Raw genomic sequence first — 3,273 nt, forward strand, 5'->3', positions numbered from 1 at the left:
CCCCCTCAGCCGCCCGCTTCGCGCCCCTCGCGTCCGTCATTGTCATCGTGCGACGGCATCCAGTGGTGCTCGGTGAACCAGCGGCCGAACAGCGCGCCCCCGTACACCACGAACCCCACGCCGATCAGCCAGGACGACACCACCAGCACGGTGCCGACCGCCCCGTAGCTCAGCGCGTTGGTCACGATCAGCGGGTTGAAGACCAGGGTGGAGAAGGCGCGCAGCCCGGCCAGGCCCACCACGCTGGCGATCGCGCCCGGCAGCAGCTCCCGCCAGCGGACCTGGCCACCCAGCAGGAACCAGGGCCCCCACCAGAAGAAGAACAGCGTGGTCACCGTGGTCAGGAAGGTCCGGGAGAACCCCTCCACGGTCGTCCCGGTCTGCACCTCCTGGTAGAGGTACGCCATCAGCACCACCAGCCAGGTCGCCTGCCGCCACACGCGGTGCCAGCGTCCTGCGGGCAGCCCCCAGATGCGCTCGAACGCGTTCTGCACACTGCCGCCGAAGGACACCCCGAAGACCGCGAGCATGAGGATGCTCCACGCGCTGGTGGTGCCGATGACCTCGCGCGGGGGGCTGAACACCTCGTTGAGCACCTTCGCGGAACGACCCGACAGCCCCATGCCGTCCGACAGCCAGGAGGGGAAACCGCCGCGCACCAGGGGGTCGGCGGCGGCGACCACGATCAGCAGCGGGGCCAGGGTCACCAGCGCGAGGGTGGCGAACCCCATGGCCCGGTGCAGCAGTTCCAGCTCCTTGCCGCGCTGGATCAGCTTGTGCAGGGCGAGCCACTCCCAGGCGCGCTCCAGGCGGCCCGCGCCCCGTCTCACGGTCCCGCCTCGTCGGACCCGTCGGACCCGTCGGACTCCTCGGGCGGGGGCGGGTAGGTGAGGCGCCCGTCCTCGACGTGCGCGTTCTCGTTCAGCGACGCCGGCTTGGTGCTCGTCGCCGACAGGATGTGGTCCACCTCCGCGCCCGCCGCCAGCAGCGCGTCCGTGATGAGCCTGCGGTGGCAGCGCCAGGGCACCGCCTCGCTGCACATGATGGCGGGCCGGCCCTGCTCGGCCAGTTCCAGGAGTTCGTCCAGGCCCTGCCGGAACTCGTCCGTGGCCATGTGGTCGGCGTAGTCCCGGAACGCCTTCACCCGCCACGCGCCGTTGGGACTCGGCACGTCCTTGGGCGTGTGGCGCCGTCCGCCCAGCTGCGGAATCCAGCGGTACTCGATGCCGGGCGGCAGCGCCTCCTCGATGGCCGACCGGTTCCACTGGGGGAACTTCCGCGAGGAGGGGAACGAGCGCACGTCGACCAGATGGGTGATGCCGTGGTTCCGCAGCATCGTCACCAGCTCGTCGAAGTCACGCGTGGAGTGTCCCACCGTGCGGATTCGGTTCCTCATCCCGGCGCCGCCTCACCCGACCCGCCCGTGCCACCGGTTCAGGCGTTCGCGGCCCGCACCAGCACCCGCTCCTGGGAGATCTTCACGTCCCAGTCCGGCTGCGGGACAGTCGCCGGACCCCGCGTCACCTCGCCGTCGGAGAGCCGGAACGCGCTGCCGTGCCAGGGGCAGTGCAGGCAGCCGTCCGCGTCGACCTTGCCCTCGTCCAGCGGGCCGCCGGCGTGCGTGCAGGTCGCCGAGAGGGCGTTCACCGTGCCGCCGTGCCGCACCAGCACCACCGGCACACCGCCCGCGTCGACCCGCAGCGGCTTGTCCTCCTCCAGCGCGGTCAGCGCCGCCACGTCCGTCCACTTGCCGGTCGGCTCCTCGAACGCCGTGTGGTTGACGCCGACGCCGTTCACGTACGACAGGTGGCCGCCCAGGTAGGCCGAGGCGCCGGTCAGGCCGAGGCCCACCCCGCTCAGCACCACACCGGCGCGCCGACGGCCGGTCAGCCGGGCCACCCAGGACGCGGCCTGGAGCACGGTCGCCGCGCCGTTGAGCATCCCGTGCACCAGGCCGACCCGCTGCGGGCCGCCGAAGGTGTCGGCCCAGTCGGACGCGCCGCTCGCGGCCGTCGGCACCGCGGCCAGCAGGCCGAAGCCGACGAGTTTGCGCGCCGCCACGGCGCCGCGCTCGCCCGCTGTCAGGTCCAGCACGGTGGCCATGCCCCAGGCGCCGATGGGCACATCGGTGAGCACCGGGTGCAGCGCGTGGCCCAGCCAGGTACCGGAGAGCGCGTTCTTGACGGCGGTCGGCTGCGTCACCTTGTTCACCAGCTCGGCGGCCGGGCCGGTGAGAGCGTCGAGCGCGGCGCGGCCCTCGATGTCCTGGATGACGTGCTCGATCTGCTTGGGCATGACACTCGCTCCTCGTAGCGTTCGGACCTGACGGGCCGGTGTCCCGACGGTGCTCCGGCTCGCGCTCTCATCTGGGTCAGGCTGTCTGCCCGAGCATCCCGGGCCGCCGGTACGGCAGTTCACCGCCGGTGAGGGGCCGGGTTCCCCTGTTCAGCGGGGCCACTCCCGTGGACCCGCGCCCTGCCACTCCACCCACCCCGCGCCGACGATGTCGGCCTCCTCGACCGAGGCCAGGCCCTCGGGTCCGGCCCGGCGCAGGAACTCCACGACGTCCAGCACGGTGTAGGCCATGCCGACGAACCGGTCACCGACGCGCACCCGCCTGCCGCCGTCCGGGGCGGGCGGGTAGATCACGACGGGCATCTCCGGGGTCATGTCCCGAGCGTGGCCCAGGAGCGCGGCCGCCGCATGCCGGAGTGCTCCGGGACGGGGGCGCTACTCGACCGCCGGGTCCTCCTGGGCGTGCCGTACCGCTTCCTGGACCGACCGCTCCAGCGCGCCGCGGTCCTCGCCGGTCGCGGCCGACCGGTCGGCGATGGCCGCGCACACGGCGTCGTACGCCGCGCGCCAGCGGCGCCGCTGGGCCTCGTACTCGCTCCCGGTGAGGCCGGCCAGCTTGGCCCGCTCCACCTCGGCGGACCGCTCCAGGGCGATGAGGCTCTCGGGAATGTCTGCCACGTGGGGATCGTAAGCGCGGCGGCCTGCGGGCGCCTCCCAGGTCCCCGGAGCGGGGGCTTACATCCGGGGCCGGAGGCTCGCCGGATTGGTCTCGATCTTTATTTCACCTGATCGGGGGAGTGACCAATCCGCTCCGGCGGCAGATCCGGATTCCCGGTGTGAGGGATGAAGAGCGGGACCAGCGATCGCCGGCCGACCCGGCGCGCTTCGCACTGGGCGCGCCGGGCGGACCGCTCTTCGCAGGAGTCGGGGCGCCGACTGCCACGAGCCGCCCCGACTCCACCGGCGCCGCATGTCCCC

At 73.0% G+C, this 3,273-nt stretch carries 5 protein-coding genes; all 5 read right to left on the minus strand.

Annotation, left to right across the window (positions count from 1 at the left end; translation table 11 throughout):
* Positions 1-5: 5 nt before the first annotated feature.
* The 5 genes from CCN33_RS27055 to CCN33_RS27075 all read right to left on the minus strand — a co-directional run bounded on the left by CCN33_RS27055 (position 6) and on the right by CCN33_RS27075 (position 2,973).
* Positions 6-830, minus strand: coding sequence for a ribonuclease BN (locus tag CCN33_RS27055; RefSeq protein ID WP_086696062.1), 825 nt, complete (start codon positions 828-830; stop codon positions 6-8).
* Positions 827-1,396, minus strand: coding sequence for a DUF488 domain-containing protein (locus tag CCN33_RS27060; protein ID WP_086696063.1), 570 nt, complete (start codon positions 1,394-1,396; stop codon positions 827-829). The genes CCN33_RS27055 and CCN33_RS27060 overlap by 4 nt, the downstream gene beginning before the upstream one ends.
* Before the next feature lie 38 nt (positions 1,397-1,434).
* Positions 1,435-2,295 (minus strand): Rieske (2Fe-2S) protein, encoded by an 861-nt coding sequence (locus CCN33_RS27065; RefSeq protein ID WP_086696064.1) that lies wholly within the window; start codon positions 2,293-2,295, stop codon positions 1,435-1,437.
* A 150-nt stretch (positions 2,296-2,445) separates the two neighbouring features.
* Positions 2,446-2,670: a hypothetical protein gene (locus tag CCN33_RS27070; RefSeq protein ID WP_086696065.1), complete on the minus strand. Its 225-nt coding sequence runs from the start codon at positions 2,668-2,670 to the stop codon at positions 2,446-2,448.
* Positions 2,671-2,730: 60 nt separating this feature from the next.
* The gene (locus tag CCN33_RS27075; protein WP_086696066.1) at positions 2,731-2,973 is read right to left on the minus strand and encodes a hypothetical protein; all 243 of its coding nucleotides are present in this window, start codon (positions 2,971-2,973) and stop codon (positions 2,731-2,733) included.
* Positions 2,974-3,273 lie beyond the last annotated feature (300 nt).

The sequence above is a fragment of the Streptomyces recifensis genome (assembly GCF_002154615.1).
GTDB classification, from domain to species: Bacteria; Actinomycetota; Actinomycetes; order Streptomycetales; family Streptomycetaceae; genus Streptomyces; species Streptomyces griseoluteus.

Bases quoted from the DNA above. Each gene is read 5' to 3' on its own strand.
- CCN33_RS27070 (WP_086696065.1), bottom strand. From the start codon at position 2,670: ATGACCCCGGAGATGCCCGTCGTGATCTACCCGCCCGCCCCGGACGGC.
- CCN33_RS27060 (WP_086696063.1), bottom strand. From the start codon at position 1,396: ATGAGGAACCGAATCCGCACGGTGGGACACTCCACGCGTGACTTCGAC.
- CCN33_RS27065 (WP_086696064.1), bottom strand. From the start codon at position 2,295: ATGCCCAAGCAGATCGAGCACGTCATCCAGGACATCGAGGGCCGCGCC.